Origin of the sequence: Kitasatospora sp. NPDC092286 (assembly GCF_044755565.1) — a bacterium.
Lineage (GTDB): Bacteria > Actinomycetota > Actinomycetes > Streptomycetales > Streptomycetaceae > Kitasatospora.
Genome location: NZ_JBIVRD010000007.1, coordinates 190,545 through 204,997 on the forward strand (window position 1 = coordinate 190,545; position 14,453 = coordinate 204,997).

General features: G+C 67.4%; 11 protein-coding genes. All 11 read right to left on the minus strand.

Translation table 11 applies throughout. The features are described 5' to 3' along the window. Positions 1-224: 224 nt before the first annotated feature. Positions 225-1,433 carry an ABC transporter ATP-binding protein gene (locus ACIQIB_RS09710; protein ID WP_400757445.1) on the minus strand — a complete coding sequence of 403 codons (1,209 nt, stop codon included), beginning with the start codon at positions 1,431-1,433 and terminating at the stop codon, positions 225-227. Beyond that, positions 1,423-2,475 (minus strand): ABC transporter ATP-binding protein, encoded by a 1,053-nt coding sequence (locus ACIQIB_RS09715; protein ID WP_400757446.1) that lies wholly within the window; start codon positions 2,473-2,475, stop codon positions 1,423-1,425. Before ACIQIB_RS09715 ends, ACIQIB_RS09710 begins: the two co-directional genes overlap by 11 nt. 15 nt (positions 2,476-2,490) lie before the next feature. After that, positions 2,491-3,405: an ABC transporter permease gene (locus ACIQIB_RS09720; protein WP_400659997.1), complete on the minus strand. Its 915-nt coding sequence runs from the start codon at positions 3,403-3,405 to the stop codon at positions 2,491-2,493. A gap of 76 nt (positions 3,406-3,481) precedes the next feature. Beyond that, complete coding sequence (locus ACIQIB_RS09725; RefSeq protein ID WP_363607477.1) at positions 3,482-4,408, minus strand: ABC transporter permease; 927 nt, start codon at positions 4,406-4,408, stop codon at positions 3,482-3,484. 150 nt (positions 4,409-4,558) lie between these two features. Next, complete coding sequence (locus tag ACIQIB_RS09730; protein ID WP_400757447.1) at positions 4,559-6,178, minus strand: ABC transporter substrate-binding protein; 1,620 nt, start codon at positions 6,176-6,178, stop codon at positions 4,559-4,561. 173 nt (positions 6,179-6,351) lie between these two features. Beyond that, positions 6,352-7,371, minus strand: a complete 1,020-nt coding sequence (locus ACIQIB_RS09735; protein ID WP_363607475.1) for a dipeptide ABC transporter ATP-binding protein — start codon at positions 7,369-7,371, stop codon at positions 6,352-6,354. Then, entirely contained in the window at positions 7,364-8,413 is a 1,050-nt protein-coding gene (locus ACIQIB_RS09740; RefSeq protein WP_400757449.1) for an ABC transporter ATP-binding protein, read from the minus strand. The genes ACIQIB_RS09735 and ACIQIB_RS09740 overlap by 8 nt, the downstream gene beginning before the upstream one ends. 19 nt (positions 8,414-8,432) lie before the next feature. After that, positions 8,433-9,374 (minus strand): ABC transporter permease, encoded by a 942-nt coding sequence (locus tag ACIQIB_RS09745; protein WP_400757451.1) that lies wholly within the window; start codon positions 9,372-9,374, stop codon positions 8,433-8,435. Beyond that, positions 9,367-10,311, minus strand: a complete 945-nt coding sequence (locus ACIQIB_RS09750) for an ABC transporter permease (protein WP_400757452.1) — start codon at positions 10,309-10,311, stop codon at positions 9,367-9,369. Before ACIQIB_RS09750 ends, ACIQIB_RS09745 begins: the two co-directional genes overlap by 8 nt. 88 nt (positions 10,312-10,399) lie before the next feature. Continuing rightward, complete coding sequence (locus ACIQIB_RS09755) at positions 10,400-12,037, minus strand: ABC transporter substrate-binding protein (RefSeq protein WP_400757454.1); 1,638 nt, start codon at positions 12,035-12,037, stop codon at positions 10,400-10,402. A 430-nt stretch (positions 12,038-12,467) separates the two neighbouring features. Continuing rightward, the gene (gene typA, locus ACIQIB_RS09760) at positions 12,468-14,369 is read right to left on the minus strand and encodes a translational GTPase TypA (protein WP_363607470.1); all 1,902 of its coding nucleotides are present in this window, start codon (positions 14,367-14,369) and stop codon (positions 12,468-12,470) included. Between the last annotated feature and the right edge of the window lie 84 nt (positions 14,370-14,453).

Below are 14,453 nucleotides of genomic sequence, written 5' to 3' on the forward strand. Positions count from 1 at the left end.
TGTGACATTGCTCGCCAAATTCCTGCATATCGCTCCCGGAGCCCCCTGCTCCGCCTTCCGAATAGCGGACAATAATCTCCGGTATTCGATGCTTTACGTAGCGTAATGACTAAAAGGGAGCCGTTCGGGCGCCCGGAATTCGAGCGTTTCCGCAGCACAACGCAAGGGCGCGCCCTCCGAAAGGAGGACGCGCCCTGCAAGGCGGACCGGTACAGCCGTGTCAACTACGTTTCCGTGCCCCCGGGGCCTCCCCCGCCCTCCGCAGCGCTCCGACCGACCTCGCGCTCCGCCGCGCCGGGCTCGACGCCGCGCTCCGCCGCGCTCTGCTCGATGTCGCGCTCCGCCGCGCTCTGCTCGATGTCGCGCTCCGCCGCGAAGTGACACGCCGACTCGTGCCGGGCGAGCCCGTCCAGCCAGGCCGGGGCCGCCAGCAGCGGGATCTCGGTGGAGCAGCGCTCCTGCGCCTTCCAGCAGCGGGTGCGGAACCGGCAGCCGGACGGCGGGTTGGCCGGCGAGGGCAGGTCGCCGCTCAGGATGATCCGGTCGCGGGACTCCCGCGCCGCCGGGTCCGGCACCGGCACCGCGGAGAGCAGCGCCTGGGTGTACGGGTGCGTCGCATGATCGTAGATCTCCAGGTCGGAGCCGATCTCGACCATCTTGCCGAGGTACATCACCCCCACCCGGTCCGAGATGTGCCGGACGATCGAGAGGTCGTGCGCGATGAACATGTACGAGAGGTTGAACTCACCCTGGAGCTGCTCCAGCAGGTTGATCACCTGCGCCTGCACCGACACGTCCAGCGCGGAGACCGGCTCGTCACAGATGATCACCTCCGGCTTGAGCGCCAGCCCCCGGGCGATGCCGATCCGTTGGCGCTGACCGCCGGAGAACTGGTGCGGATACCGGTTGATGTACTCCGGGTTGAGCCCGACCACGTCCAGCAGGTCCTGAACGGCCTTGCGGCGGTCGCCCTTCGGCGCCACCTCGGGGTGGATCTCGTACGGCTCGCCGATGATGTCGCCGACCGTCATCCGCGGGTTCAGCGAGGTGTACGGGTCCTGGAACACCATCTGGATGTTCCGGCGGACGGCCTTCAGCCCCGCGCCCGAGAGCCGGGAGATCTCCTCGCCCTTGTACCGCACCTGCCCGGAGGTGGCCGGCTCCAGGTTCATCAGCACCTTGGCCAGCGTGGACTTGCCACAGCCGGACTCGCCGACGATGCCCAGCGTCTCCCCCTGCATGAGGTCGAAGCTGACCCCGTCGACCGCCTTCACCGCGCCGACCTGCTTCCTGAAGAGGATGCCCCGGGTCAGCGGGAAGTGCTTGACCAGATCCCGGACTTCGAGGATCGGCTCGCCGGGCGGCACCTCCTGCGCGAACGCGGCCTCCTCCGGTACCGCCGCCCTCAGTGCGGTGGACCCGTTAGCGGTCATGGAGGGTCTCCTTCCAGAAGAAGCAGGCGCTGCCCCGCCCGGCCGCCGTGGTGCCGTCCTCCTCGGTGACCGGGAACAGCTCCGGCACCTCGGCCCGGCAGATGTCCTGAGCCCGCGGGCAGCGCGGGTTGAACGCGCAACCCGGCGGGATCCGCAGCAGGCTCGGCGGCAGGCCCTTGATCGCGTACAGCTCCTGCCCCTTCTGGTCCAGCCGCGGGATCGAGTCCAGCAGGCCCCGGGTGTACGGGTGCGCCGGGCGCGCGTACAGCTCGTGCACCGGAGCCGTCTCCACGATCCGCCCCGCGTACATCACGGCGATCTTGTCCGCGACGTCGGCGACCACACCGAGGTCGTGGGTGATCAGGATCAGCCCCATGTTGAACTCGGACTGCAGCTCCGCCAGCAGGTCCATCACCTGCGCCTGGACGGTCACATCCAGCGCGGTGGTGGGCTCGTCCGCGATGATCAGGTCCGGCTCCAGCGCCAGCGCCATCGCGATCATGATGCGCTGACGCATACCGCCGGAGAACTGGTGCGGATAGTCGTTCACCCGCTGCCTGGCCGCGGGAATGCGCACCCGCTCCATCAGCTCGATGGCCTTGTCCTTGGCCTCCTTGCGGGAGGCGCCCTGGTGCACCCGGAACATCTCACCGAGCTGATAGCCCACACTGAGCACCGGGTTCAGCGAGGAGAGCGCGTCCTGGAAGATCATCGCGATCCGCCGGCCGCGGACCTTCCGCCGTTCCTCCTTGCCCATCTTCAGCATGTCCTGGCCCCGGAAGCGGATCTCGCCCCGGGGGATGCGGGCCGGCGGCATGTCCAGAATGCCCATGATCGCCTGGGCGGTCACCGACTTGCCCGAGCCCGACTCCCCCAGCACCGCCAGGGTCTCACCGGCCGACACCGAGTAGCTCACCCCGTTGACGGCCTTCGCCACACCGTCCCGGGTGGCGAACTCCACGTGCAGGTCGCGAACGTCGAGCAGCGGCCCCTCGTAGGGCGTTTCCCGCGCGGACCTGGCGGTGTCGACAGCTGTTGTCACGATGCGTCCCCTCGCTCAGCGAAGCTTCGGGTCGAGGGCGTCGCGCACCGCGTCGCCCAGCATGATGAAGGCCAGCACGGTGACGGAGAGCGCCGCGGCCGGGAAGAACAGCGCGAACGGGGCCGTCCGGATCACCTTCTGGGCGGAGGAGATGTCGATGCCCCAGGAGATGGTCGGGTCCTGCAGACCGATGCCGAGGAAGCTCAGCGTGGCCTCGGTGGCGATGTAGCCGCCGAGCGCGATGGTGGCGACCACGATCACCGGTGCGACCGCGTTGGGCAGGATGTGCCGGAACATCAGCCGCCCCGTCCCCGCGCCGAGCGCCCGGCCGGCCACCACGTAGTCCGACTGTTTGACGGTCAGCACCGCCCCGCGCATCACCCGTGCGATCTGGGTCCAGCCGAGGAAGGCGAGCGCGATGACCACGCTCCACACCGTGCGGGTGGCGAAGGCGTTCAGCAGCACCAGCGCGCCGAGCAGCAGCGGGATGCCGAAGAAGATGTCGACGATCCGGGAGATCACCGCGTCCACGCCGCCGCCGAAGTAGCCGGCGACCATGCCCGCCAGACCGCCGAGCAGGGTGACGGCCGCCGTGACACAGATGCCGACGGTGATCGAGGCGCGGGCCCCGTACACCACCCGGGCGTAGATGGACCGGCCCTGCCCGTCGTAGCCGAACCAGCCGGCCCCGAAGAAGTCGGCCCAGTCCGGGCGTTTGAGGTAGTCGTGGACCAGGTCGGCCCTGCGCGGGTCGGCGTCGGTGAACGCCCAGGGGAAGACCGCCATCACGACCAGCAGCAGGATCAGCACCGCCGAGATCAGGAAGATCGGCCGGCGCCGCAGGTCCCGCCAGGCGTCGCCCCAGAGGCTGCGGGCCTCCTCCCGTTTGATGACGTCGGCCTCGACCAGGGTCTCCTGCTCGACCGCCATGCCCTGCTCGCCGGCGTAGTCCAAGCGTGAGACCCCCGGTTTCGGATGCGGCTCGTACGAGTTCTCGTCGTGGATGTCAGGCATAGCGGATCCTCGGGTCCAGGACCGCGTAGAGCAGGTCGACGAGCAGGCTGGCGACCAGGTAGACGATCACCAGGACGGTCACGATGCCGACCACGGTGGGTCCCTCCTTCTGGTTGATCGCCCGGTACAGGACGTTGCCGATGCCCTGCACGTTGAAGATCCCCTCGGTCACGATCGCGCCGCTCATCAGTGCGCCGAGGTCGGTGCCGAGAAAGGTGACCACCGGGATCAGTGAGTTGCGCAGCAGATGGCGGGAGATGATGGTCCGCCGGGGCAGCCCCTTGGCCACCGCCGTCCGCATGTAGTCCGCGCGCAGGTTCTCGCCGATGGACGTCCGGGCGAGCCGGGCGACGTACGCGAGCGAGAGCGAGCCGAGCACGATCGCGGGCAGGAGCAGCTGGGAGAGGTCCCGGGAGTCCTGCACGGTCGGGGTGACCCAGCCCAGATTGGTGGCGAACACCGTCTGGGCGATGTACGCCAGCACGAAGACCGGGATCGAGATCACCAGCAGCGTGAGGATCAGCACCAGGGTGTCCTGGACGCTGCCGCGCTTGAGTCCGGAGACCACGCCGAGGCAGAGCCCCAGGACCAGCTCGAACGCGAAGGCCATCAGCGCCAGCCGGATGGTCACCGGAAAGGCGTTCGCCATGATGTCGGTGACCGGGCGGCCGGTGAAGCTGGTCCCGAAGTCCCCCTGGAAGAGGTTCCCCATGTAGTGCAGGTACTGCTTCCAGATCGGCTGGTCGAGGTAGTACTTGTGCTTGAGGTTGGCCACGACGGCGGGATCGGCGGCCTTGTCCCCGAACAGCGCCGCGACCGGGTCGCCCGGCAGCGTGTAGACCATCAGGAAGATCAGCAGCGTGGTGCCGAAGAACACCGGGATCATCTGCAGCACCCGCCGCAGCACATAACTGCCCATCCGAGCCTCCTTCCTAGGTGACCGATTGGCCGAGTGCCCGGGCCCCGCCCTCCGTGCGGGGAGGGCGGGGCCCGGCGTGGGACGGCCCTCTCTCCCCGGCCCTCGCGGCCGGCCCCCCGGTCCGGTGACGGGCGCGGGGGCGGGAGAGGGTCAGCCCTTGACCTCGACCTGGGTCCAGGCCGGGTTCCCGAAGGAGTCGAACTTCACGTTCTGGACCTTGGTGGAGTAGCCCGAGTTGGTGCGGTAGTACCAGAGCGGGATGGCGGGCATGTCCCCGGGCAGCACGGCCTCGGCCTGCTGGTAGCCGGTCACCGTGTCGGCGACGCTGGCGGCCTGGTCCGCCTTGGCGGCCAGCTGGTCGAACTTCGGGCTGCTGTAGCCGAAGTCGTTGGAGGCGGCGCCGGTGCGGTAGACGTCGGCGAGGAAGTTGGCGTTCAGCGGGTAGTCCTGTACCCAGCCGGTGCGGAACGCGCCGTTGATCTGGTGCCCGGTGATCGCCGCGCGGGCGGTCTTGAAGTCGGGCTTCGGATCACCGGTGCAGTCCACCCCGGTGCTCTGCCGGATCGAGTTGCAGACCGCGTCCACCCACTCCTTGTGGCCGCCGTCCGCGTTGTAGGTGATCGTCAGCTTGTTCCCGGGCACCCCGCCGCCCTCGGTGATCAGCTGCTTGGCCTTGGCCGGGTCGAACGTGCAGTTGTCGCCGCAGACGCCGGCCTTGTAGCCCTCGACGCCCTCGGCCACCCAGGCGGAGGCGGACTTGCGCGAGCCCTGGAGCACCGTCTTGGTGATGGTGTCGCGGTCGATCGCCATCGACAGACCCTGCCGGACCTTGGCCTTGGCCGGGCCGGACCAGTCCGCCTGGTACAGCGTGAAGCCGATGTTCTGGATGGCACCCTGCGGCTCGTCGATCGCCCGGTCCCCGAGGTCGCTCCGGTACGTCGCCAGCGCGGACGGCGGCACCTGGTCCATCACGTCGAGGTTGCTGGACAGCAGGTCGGCGTAGGCCGCCTCGGACGTGTTGTACATCCTGAAGACGACGCCGCCGTTCTTCGGCTTGTCCACGCCCTGGTAGTCCGGGAAGGCCTTGGTCACCACCTGCTGGTTGTGCGACCAGCTGACGAACTGGTACGGCCCGTTGCCCACCGGCTTCTGCCCGTACCCCGACGGGTCGTTGAAGAAGGCGTCCGGCAGCGGGGAGAAGGCGATGTAGCCGAGCTTGTACTCGAAGTACGAGACCTTGCCGCTCAGCTTGACGGTGAAGTGCGTGTCGTCGACGACGGTCAGCCCGGACATCGTGGTCGCGGCCGGCTGGCCGCTGTCCGGGTGGACGTCCTTGTAGCCCTCGATGTCGGAGAACCACGAGCTGTTGATCTGGTTGTTGGTGGTGGTCGCGCCCCAGTTCCAGGCGTCGACGAAGTTCTTCGCCTTCACCGGGGTGCCGTCGTGGAACTTCCAGCCGTCCTTCAGCGTGATGGCGAAGGTCTGCGAGTCACTGGTCTCGATCTTGTCCGCGACCTGCATCCGGATCTTGGCATCGCCGGGGTCGTAGTCCACCAGCCCCCTGAAGAGGTTCTGCAGGATGCGACCGCCACCGACCTCGTTCGCGTTCGCCGGCTGGAGCGGGTTCTGCGGCTCGCTGCTCTGGTAGCTGAAGGTCTTGCCGCTGTCCGACGAACTTCCGCCTCCGCCGCTGCCACTGCACCCGCCGGCCGCCAGGGCCACGGATGCCGCTCCGGCGAGGACCCAACGAACACGAGTGGCTGCGGGCATGGAGGTCCCTCCTCAAGGTGTGTGTCGCATCACACCCCATGAGAAGCGTGCCCTTGCGGCGGCGCGCGCCGGGTACCCCCGGACGGGTACACCTCCGCGGCGGCAAGTTGACGGAACGCCGGAAGGGCCCGCGGCTCGATGGCCGCGGGCCCTTCCTGATGGCGCCTCGGGGATCAGACGGCGGCGGCCGTCTCCCGAACCTCGGCGAAGTGGCAGGCCGACTCGTGCGCGGCCGGGCCGCTCAGCACGGACGGCACCGCCAGCAGCGGGATCTCGGTGGAGCAGCGCTCCTCCGCCTTCCAGCAGCGGGTGCGGAACCGGCAACCGGACGGCGGGTTGGCCGGCGAGGGGATGTCGCCGCTCAGGATGATCCGGTCGCGGGACTCCCGCGCCGTCGGGTCCGGCACCGGCACCGCGGAGAGCAGCGCCTGGGTGTACGGGTGCGTGGCGTTCTCGTAGATCTGCTCGTCGGTGCCGATCTCGACCATCTTGCCGAGGTACATCACGCCGACGCGGTCGGAGATGTGCCGGACGATCGAGAGGTCGTGCGCGATGAACATGTACGAGAGCTCGAACTCGTCCTGGAGCTGCTCCAGCAGGTTGATCACCTGCGCCTGCACCGACACGTCCAGCGCGGAGACCGGCTCGTCACAGATGATCACCTCCGGCTTGAGCGCGAGGCCGCGGGCGATGCCGATGCGCTGGCGCTGACCGCCGGAGAACTGGTGCGGATACCGGTTGATGTACTCCGGGTTCAGGCCGACGACGTCCAGCAGGTCCTGAACGGCCTTGCGGCGGTCGCCCTTCGGCGCCACCTCGGGGTGGATCTCGAAGGGCTCGCCGATGATGTCGCCGACCGTCATCCGGGGGTTCAGCGAGGTGTACGGGTCCTGGAACACCATCTGGATGTTGCGCCGCACGGCCTTCAGCCCCGCGCCCGAGAGCCGGGAGATGTCCTCGCCCTTGAACAGCACCTGGCCGGAGGTGGCCCGCTCCAGGTTCATCAGCACCTTGGCCAGCGTGGACTTGCCACAGCCGGACTCGCCGACGATGCCGAGCGTCTCGCCCTTCGCCAGGTCGAACGAGACGCCGTCGACCGCCTTGACCGCGCCGACCTGCTTCTTGAAGAGGATGCCCTGGGTCAGCGGGTAGTGCTTGACCAGGTCCTTGACCTCCAGGATGGGCTCAGCCATGGAGGGTCTCCTTCCAGAGGTGGCACGCGCTGCGGCGGCCGGTGAGCTCCTTGCCGTCCTTGTCGGTCACCTGGTGCAGCTTCGGGGTCTCCGTGCGGCACAGGTCGGTGGCGACGTCACAGCGGGGGTTGAACGCGCAGCCGGCCGGAACCTTCAGCAGGTTCGGGGGCAGACCCTTGATCGCGTACAGATCCTGGCCCTTCTGGTCCAGGCGCGGGATGGAACGGAGCAGGCCCTTGGTGTACGGGTGCGCCGGGTTGGCGTACAGCTCGTGCACCGGAGCCGTCTCGACGATCCGGCCGGCGTACATGACGGCGATCTTGTCCGCGACGTCGGCGACCACGCCGAGGTCGTGGGTGATCAGGATCAGCCCCATGTTGTACTCGGCCTGGAGCTCGGCGAGCAGGTCCATCACCTGGGCCTGGACGGTGACGTCCAGGGCGGTGGTGGGCTCGTCGGCGATGATCAGGTCGGGCTCCATGGAGAGCGCCATCGCGATCATGATGCGCTGGCGCATACCGCCGGAGAACTGGTGCGGATAGTCGCCCACGCGCTGCTTGGCGGCGGGGATGCGCACCCGCTCCATCAGCTCGATGGCCTTGTCCCTGGCCTCCTTGCGGGAGGCGCCCTGGTGCACCCGGAACATCTCGCCGAGCTGGGCACCGACGGTCATCACCGGGTTCAGCGAGGAGAGCGCGTCCTGGAAGATCATCGCGATCTTCTGGCCGCGGATCAGCCGGCGCTGCTCCTCCTTCATGGCGAGCATGTCCTCGCCGCGGTAGAGGATCTGGCCCTGGCTGATCTTGCCGGGCGGCATGTCGAGGATGCCCATGATGGTCTGGGCGGTCACCGACTTGCCGGAGCCGGACTCGCCGAGCACCGCCAGGGTCTCACCGGCGGCCACGGAGTAGTTGACGCCGTTCACGGCCTTGGCGACGCCGTCCCGGGTGTGGAACTCCACATGGAGGTCACGGACCTCCAGCAGCGGGGTGCCCACGGCGAGTCGGTCGTTGTTCTGGTTCTTCTCGATCACGGTGGTCATCGGGTCGTCACCTCTTCTCTCAGCGGAGCTTCGGGTCGAGGGCGTCGCGCACCGCGTCGCCGAGCATGATGAAGGCCAGCACGGTGATGCTCAGCACGGCGGCCGGGAAGAGCAGCACGTGCGGCGCGTTCAGGAAGCGGGGCTGGGCGTCGCTGATCATCAGACCCCAGGAGATCTCCGGGGACTGGACACCGATGCCCAGGTAGGACAGCGCGGCCTCGGCACCGATGTAGACACCCAGGCTGATCGCCGCGATGACGATCACCGGCGCGATGGCGTTCGGCAGGATGTGCCGGAAGGTGATCCGGCCGCTGCCGGCCCCGAGCGCGCGGGCCGCCATCACGTAGTCGTTGTGCTTGTTGGAGATCACCGAGGCGCGCATGATGCGGAAGATCTGCGGCCAGCCCAGCACGGCCATCACCAGCGAGACGGTGTAGGCGTTACCGGTCTTGAGCACCGACATGATCAGCATGCCGCCGAGCAGCAGCGGGATCGAGAAGAAGATCTCGGTGAAGCGGGACAGGATGCTGTCGACGATGCCGCCCTTCCAGCCGGCCACCAGGCCGAGCAGGGAGCCGACAAGGGTGACGAGCAGGGTGGTCAGGACGCCGACGATGATCGAGTTGCGGGCACCCCAGAGCGTCCGGGTGTAGATGTCGCAGCCCTGGACGTCGAAGCCGAACCAGTGCTCGGCGCTCGGGCGCTTGAGCGAGTCGTCCAGGTTGCAGGCACCGCCCGCGAACGGGCTGCCGTCGGTGAACCACTGCGGGACGGCGGCGATCACCAGCAGGCAGAGCACCAGCACCGCGCCGATGATGAAGACCGGGTTGCGGCGCAGGTCGCTCAGCGCGTCCGACCAGAGGCTGGCAACGCGCTCCGGCTTCTCCTTCTTCGCCGGCGCGGCCTTCGGCCTGTTGTCGTCGGACGGGGCCTCGGTGCCCTTGGTGATGGTGTCAGGCATAGCGGATCCTCGGGTCCAGAACGGCGTACAGCATGTCCACGAACAGGGTCGTGACCAGGTAGACCAGCACCAGCAGCGTGACGACGCCGACGATGATCGTGCCCTGCTTCTGGTACACGGCCTGGGCCAGGAGGCCGCCGATGCCGTGGATGTTGAAGATCCTCTCGGTGATCACCGCACCGCCCATCAGGCCACCGAGGTCGGCGCCGAGGAAGGTGATGATCGGGATCAGCGCGTTGCGCAGCGCGTGGCGGCCGATCACCCGGCGCCGCTTCAGGCCCTTGGCGACCGCGGTGCGGACGTAGTCCGCGCGCATGGTCTCCATCAGGCTGGTGCGGGTCAGTCGGGCCACGTACGCCAGCGACATCGAGGCGAGCACGAAGGCCGGCAGCAGGTAGGCGCGCAGACCGTCGTCCTCGTTGAACGAGACCGAGAAGAAGTCGATGCCGTAGTCGGTCTTCAGCTTGACGCCCAGCACCAGCTGGAGCATGAAGCCGGTGACGAAGACCGGGATCGAGATGACCAGCAGGGTGCTGATGAGCACCAGCTGGTCCAGGAACTTGCCCTTGCGCAGGGCCGCCATCACACCGGCCAGCACACCGATGACCGCCTCGAAGACGAAGGCGACCAGGGCGAGGTTCACGGTGTACGGGAAGGCGTCACCGATCATCTCGCTCACCGAGCGACCGGTCAGGCTCTCGCCCAGGTCCCCCTGGAAGACGCCCTTCATGTACTCCCAGTACTGGAGCAGGAAAGGGTCGTTCAGGTGGTACTTGTTGCGGATCATCTCCGCGACGATCGGGTCGGCGCGCTTCTCGCCGGCCAGCGCCTGCACCGGGTCGCCGGGCAGGCTGAAGACCAGCCAGTAGATCAGGAACGTCGCACCGATCAGCACAGGGATCGCCTGTATCAGTCGGCGGATGACATAGCGGCCCATCAGACCTCCATACTTTCGGACAAGGAAGGGAGGCGGGAGGACCCGGACTGTAGTCCGGTCCGCCCGCCCCCGATCGTCTGATTACAGATCAGGCCAGCTCGACCTCGGCCAGGTTCATGTGACCCTGGGCGTCGGTGTCGAAGTTCTTGATCTTCTTGGTGTACGCGGCGGAGGACATGTAGGTGTACACCGGGATGTACGGGAGGTCCTGGATCAGGACGTCATCGGCCTGCTGGTACAGCTTGAGGCCCTCCTCCTCCGTCTTCGCCTGGTCGGCCTGGCTCAGCAGGGTCTCGAACTGCTCGTTGACGTAACCGCCGTAGTTCGAGCCGTTGTCGATGGCGACCTTGGAGAAGATCGGGCGCAGGTAGTTCTCGATCGACGGGTAGTCCATCGACCAGGCCATGCGGAAGGCGCCGGAGTACTGCTTGTCGCCCAGCGCGTCCAGGATCTTGCCGAACTTCTCGAACGGCTTGAAGGTGACCTCGACGCCCAGGTTCTTCTTCAGCTGGTTGCCGACGGCCTCGATCCACTCCTTGTGGCCGCCGTCCGCGTTGTAGCCCAGCTCGATGGTGTTGTTCGGAACACCGTTGGCCTGGGTGAAGAGCTCCTTGGCCTTGACCGGGTCGTACTTGGCCGCGTCGCCCATGGCGCCCTTGCGGTAGCCGTTGACCAGCGGGTTGACGAAGTCGTCGGCCGGGACGCGGGTGCCCGAGAAGATCGTCTTGGTGATCGCCTCCCGGTCGATCGCCATCGAGATCGCCTTGCGGATCTCCGGCTTGCCGTAGGTCTCCGGGTTGGTGGCGATCGGGAAGCCGATGTAGCCGACGCCCGACTCGGGCTTGTAGATGTAGCGGTCGCCGAACTCGTTCTTGACGGTCGACATGGCCGAGATCGGCAGCTTGTCGGTGGCCTGGATGTTGTCGGCGCGCAGGTCGTTGTACGCGGTGTCCAGGTTGTCGTAGATCTTGAAGGTCACGCCGGCGAGCTTCGCCTTGGTGTCAGAGCTCGGGAAGTTCTCGAAGCGCTTGACCTTGATCTGCTTGTTGTGCTCCCAGGCGCCGTCCATCTCGAACGGGCCGTTGCCGATCGGCTTCTCGCCGAACGCCTTCGGGTCGTTGAAGAACGCCGTGGGCAGCGGGTAGAACGCGTTGTACCCGAGCATCGTCTTGAACTGCGAGAACGGCGCCGACAGGGTGACGGTGAAGGTCTTGTCGTCGACGACCTTCAGGCCCTTGAGCTCCTTGGCGGAGGGCTTCTTGTCCTTGCCCGGGGCCAGCTCCTCGGAGCCCTCGATCTTGCTGAAGAAGGGCAGGCTCTCCTGGGCGTTGTCCTGGTTGGCGCCGTAGTTCCAGGCGTCCACGAAGGACTTGGCGGTCACCTTCTCACCGTTGTGGAAGGTGTAGCCGTCCTTCAGCTTGATCGTCCAGACCTTGCTGTCGGTGGACTCGATCGACTCGGCCACGCGCAGCTTCGGGGCGTTGGTCTTGCGGTCGTAGTCGACCAGGCCGGCGAAGACCGCGTTGAGCACCTCGGAGCCCTCGGACTCCGCGGTGTTCTGCGGCACCAGACCGTGCTGCGGCTCGCCGAGCTCGACGGCGATCGTGCCGCCGGCGGACGCGCCCGCCTTGCTGTCACTGCTCTTCGAGCTGGTGCTGCAAGCGGTCGCCGCGAGGGCGATAGCGGTCGCCGCGACGATCCACTTGGTCTGGGTTGCACCGCGCATGGGGGATGCCTCCTGAATTCGACTTTCCAACGAGGAGAGCAGGCGGGCGGTTGTCACCGGTCCGCCATGCCGTCCGCGCTCGTGGTTTCGGCGCGCACCCCTGCGCGTTAACCCTTGACCCGAGCCTGACTGCACCCACTATCCGTCACGCACGGACACGAAAGTGACCAATGCCGATCTCAATTAGGTCACATGAACGGTCAGTAAGTTTCGAAAACCGGACATAAGAGACATAGCCAGACAGGCATTAAACGGACAGTCGTCATGAATGACGGACTGTCACGTTCGCTCAGCGGACACCTTGCGGTGTTAAGCGCTATTCCGTTTATACGCGCGTCGACAGCGTGGAGTAGTGAAAAACGATCGCCCCCCTCTCCGGTGGAGAGGGGGGCGATCGTTTCCGGCCAAAGGCCCGATCAGACCGAACAGATCACGACTTCTTGGCGCGCGAGGCGGTGCGGCCGCGGTCCTTCTGGTCCAGGACGAGCTTGCGGATACGGACGGTCTCCGGGGTCACCTCGATGCACTCGTCCTCGCGGCAGAACTCCAGCGACTGCTCCAGCGAGAGCTTGCGCGGCGGGACGATCGACTCAGCCACATCGGCGTTCGAGGAACGCATGTTGGTGAGCTTCTTCTCCTTGGTGATGTTGACGTCCATGTCGTCGGCGCGCGAGTTCTCGCCGACGATCATGCCCTCGTACACCTCGGTGCCCGGGTCGCAGAAGAGCACACCGCGCTCCTGCAGGTTGGTCATCGCGAAGGCGGTGACCACGCCGGCCCGGTCGGCCACCAGCGAGCCGTTGTTGCGGGTCGTCAGCGTGCCGAACCACGGCTCGTGGCCCTCGTGGATCGAGTGCGCGATGCCGGTACCGCGGGTGCTGGTCAGGAACTCGGTACGGAAGCCGATCAGGCCGCGGGACGGCACGACGAACTCCATCCGGACCCAGCCGGAGCCGTGGTTGGACATGTTGTCCATCCGGCCCTTGCGGACGCCCATGAGCTGCGTGACCGCGCCCATGTGCTCCTCCGGCACGTCCACCGTCAGGCGCTCGACCGGCTCGTGGGTCTTGCCGTTGACCTCCTTGGTGACCACCTGCGGCTTGCCGACGGTCAGCTCGAAGCCCTCGCGGCGCATGGTCTCGATCAGGATGGCCAGCGCCAGCTCACCACGGCCCTGCACCTCCCAGGCGTCCGGGCGCTCGGTGTCCAGCACGCGCAGCGAGACGTTACCGATCAGCTCGCGGTCCAGGCGGTCCTTCACCTGGCGCGCGGTGACCTTGCGGTCCTTGACCGCGGACTTGGCGTCCGCGCCCTTGCCGCTGCCACCACGGCCGACCAGCGGCGAGGTGTTGGTGCCGATGGTCATCGAGATGGCCGGCTCGTCCACCGTGATCAGCGGCAGCGCGATCGGGTTCTCGGTGTCGGCGAGGGTCTCACCGATCATGATCTCCGGGATGCCGGCGACGGCGCAGATGTCACCCGGGCCCGCCACCTCGGCCGGCTTGCGGGTGAGCGCCTCGGTCATCAGCAGCTCGGAGATGCGGACGTTGGAGATCGAGCCGTCCCGCTTGATCCAGGCCACGGTCTGGCCCTTGCGCAGCTCGCCCTGCTCGACGCGGAGCAGCGCGATACGGCCGAGGAAGTTGTCGGCGTCCAGGTTGGTGACGTGCGCCTGGAGCGGGGCCTCGGCGTCGTAGGTCGGGGCCGGGACGTGCTCCAGCAGGGTGGAGAAGAACGGCTCCAGGCTGTCGCTGTCGGCCGGGACGGTGCCGTCCTCCGGCTTGGTCAGCGAGGCCACGCCGTCACGCGCACAGGCGTAGACGATCGGGAACTCGATCTGGTCCTCGTCGGCGTCCAGGTCCAGGAACAGGTCGTAGGTCTCGTTGATGACCTCGTCGATCCGGGAGTCCGGGCGGTCCGTCTTGTTGATGCAGAGGATGACGGGCAGGCGCGCGGTGAGCGCCTTGCGGAGCACGAAGCGGGTCTGCGGCAGCGGGCCCTCGGAGGCGTCGACCAGCAGGACGACGGCGTCCACCATGGACAGACCGCGCTCGACCTCGCCACCGAAGTCGGCGTGGCCCGGGGTGTCGATGATGTTGATGGTGATGGGAGCCCCGCCGTCCTTGGGGTGGTACTTGACGGCGGTGTTCTTCGCGAGAATGGTGATGCCCTTCTCGCGCTCCAGGTCGTTGGAGTCCATCATGCGGTCGTCGAGCTGCTGGTGGGCGGCGAAGGCGCCGGCCTGCTTCAGCATGGCGTCGACCAGAGTGGTCTTGCCGTGGTCGACGTGGGCGACGATGGCGACGTTACGGATGTCGTTGCGCGTGGGCATGCCTGGCTGATTCTCCCGGAATCGTGGGTTTCGGCGCCCGGCCGCGAGACGCTGACCGGCGATCCCTGTTGATCGCCGCCGCCC

Excerpts from the sequence above, each read along its gene's own strand:
- ACIQIB_RS09710 (WP_400757445.1), bottom strand. The coding sequence starts at position 1,433 with ATGACCGCTAACGGGTCCACCGCACTGAGGGCGGCGGTACCGGAGGAG.
- ACIQIB_RS09720 (WP_400659997.1), bottom strand. The coding sequence starts at position 3,405 with ATGGCGGTCGAGCAGGAGACCCTGGTCGAGGCCGACGTCATCAAACGG.
- ACIQIB_RS09725 (WP_363607477.1), bottom strand. The coding sequence starts at position 4,408 with ATGGGCAGTTATGTGCTGCGGCGGGTGCTGCAGATGATCCCGGTGTTC.
- ACIQIB_RS09730 (WP_400757447.1), bottom strand. The coding sequence starts at position 6,178 with ATGCCCGCAGCCACTCGTGTTCGTTGGGTCCTCGCCGGAGCGGCATCC.
- ACIQIB_RS09735 (WP_363607475.1), bottom strand. The coding sequence starts at position 7,371 with ATGGCTGAGCCCATCCTGGAGGTCAAGGACCTGGTCAAGCACTACCCG.
- ACIQIB_RS09740 (WP_400757449.1), bottom strand. The coding sequence starts at position 8,413 with ATGACCACCGTGATCGAGAAGAACCAGAACAACGACCGACTCGCCGTG.
- ACIQIB_RS09745 (WP_400757451.1), bottom strand. The coding sequence starts at position 9,374 with ATGCCTGACACCATCACCAAGGGCACCGAGGCCCCGTCCGACGACAAC.
- ACIQIB_RS09750 (WP_400757452.1), bottom strand. The coding sequence starts at position 10,311 with ATGGGCCGCTATGTCATCCGCCGACTGATACAGGCGATCCCTGTGCTG.
- ACIQIB_RS09755 (WP_400757454.1), bottom strand. The coding sequence starts at position 12,037 with ATGCGCGGTGCAACCCAGACCAAGTGGATCGTCGCGGCGACCGCTATC.
- typA (WP_363607470.1), bottom strand. The coding sequence starts at position 14,369 with ATGCCCACGCGCAACGACATCCGTAACGTCGCCATCGTCGCCCACGTC.